1 protein-coding gene is annotated in these 1,975 nt (G+C 43.9%); it reads right to left on the reverse strand.

Annotation, left to right across the window (positions count from 1 at the left end):
- Positions 1-189: 189 nt before the first annotated feature.
- Positions 190-1,737 (reverse strand): SET domain-containing protein-lysine N-methyltransferase, encoded by a 1,548-nt coding sequence (locus ACNRUY_RS26350; protein WP_488114639.1) that lies wholly within the window; start codon positions 1,735-1,737, stop codon positions 190-192.
- Positions 1,738-1,975: the final 238 nt, after the last annotated feature.

The following is a 1,975-nucleotide window of genomic DNA, read 5'->3' on the forward strand; positions in this document are numbered from 1 at the left end:
CCGGAAATACCTTGTGCATCACCGGCAATGGGTGAGGGCGGCAGAGTTTTATGGAGGACACCGATCTGCTCTGGGGACATCATGGGTATGGACTTCAGGATGTCTTGGAATTGCTGAGGTTTCATGGCTGGAACTCCACTTTACACGACAATTCTCATGCTCAGGGAGTATAGACCATGTTAGCAACATTTAATTTGAACAGCGCCAGTGGTAAAGATTATCCTCACCTTCCAACCCCCAACAAAACTCAGAAAACCCGGTTGCCTCTAACACCTTTTCATCCACCCCCCTTTTTTCAGCTTGCCTTACCACCCTGACTTTCTGGTCGACAGCTTCGCCCTTATGCTTTTTTCTATCTGCTTCATACCCCACTGGTGATAGACTTTCAGACAACTCTGGGAAAGCTCGCTTCTTCCCTCTGCCTTCCCCCGGCTTAATTAACTTTTTTTGAACATAGGTTTGCCAATTACCATCAAGCCCGGAAAGCAACCAATAGACTTGCATGGACAGTCTCATTTTCAGTAAAAGGCGCTCATCAAACTGCTCACTGTTATGGTATAACTCCAATAAAACTCGATGACTTCGGACATCAAAACGAACCGGCAGTTTTGAGAACTTCACCCATACCTGCATATATCGATCCCAGATGTCATGATGAACTTTAAAATCCGACCGTTCAAAACCGAGAAGCTCTTTCAGGGGAATACCGGCATCCACTGCTTGCTGCAAAACCCAATCCACTTCCTGACGTTTTTTAAGGTTGCTACACTGTTTGAGCATTTCTCTCTGAGCCGGATCTAAAGCAGATACTTGATCCGAAAAACTAACTTCCTCCGTATTTTCCACAGACTGATTCATCTTTGAGGACCTTCTAACACCTCCCCTTTCCTTTTCTTTAACATGTAACGTTCCTTCTCTTATTCTTCTGAAAAAGGCTGCCGCCTGTTTTTTTACGACCTCCTTAACTTTGGCCACAGGTTTTTTAACAGGATTAATGGAAAAATCAATATCATCAACATCTGGATCATAATCAAAAAACAACTCCTCTCCTGGTTCTATATCTCTGAGAGCAACGACAAAGACCTTTAATTGAGCAGTTTCACCCCATGAGATTTGATCCTGTTTTGGAACAACCTTCAAAACAACATTTGGACTTTTTGAATGATTCAAGAATCTAAATTCATTACTTCCCGAGACCCCAATTTCAAAAGGTAATCCGGATAAGTATGTCTGACTCCATGCAATGTGGGTATCGTTTTTCATAAACGATACATCCTGCTTCCATTTCCCCCCCTCTAAAACCGGCTCTCCCATGTTGAACACATAAAACCGGTCTAAATACCTCTTGGTTGTCGTCCTGAATATTTTCTCACCCTCATACTCACCCAGAATCTTCTTACTGGCAACAAACCGGGTTGTATAGAGCCCCCTTCCAGCCCCCAGTGTTGTTGATTCATGCACCCTATAAAATGAGACGGGCGACTCAGGCTCCTTAGTATTACTTACCAATGGCTCCTGAGGCTCACTCTTGACAACCTTCATCTGGGATATCAGGCTCTGCCCTGGCAATAATCCAACCTGCCCCTCCAAATGAACGAAAGAAGGCGATTCAACCTGCCTCACCTGTTTTTTTTCAATATCGGATGAAATGTTGGGAATTGAGTGGTTCTCCGGAGGCAGAATTATTGTTTTTCCCGGGTTTCCCCCCAAAAAAATAGAGCTTGAAGCACCAATCATAGTTATTGCACCAGTGAATATTGCTGGTATTACCCTTTCCCCCTGTTGGCTTGAGCCTCCAGAAACGCTATAGACCTTTTATTTGAAACATAGTTCCCTCAGGGAGTAATGTGTAGTAGTTCAGACCTGATCTGACAGTCACCGATTTTTCAGAGGGTGTCTGTCAGGTCAAATTCAGGCTACAAATTTTTCCTTCCAGATCTCTTTGCCATCTATCAGAGTTTCCATTGGCGTTCTT

It is taken from the genome of Endozoicomonas sp. Z74 (assembly GCF_057680865.1).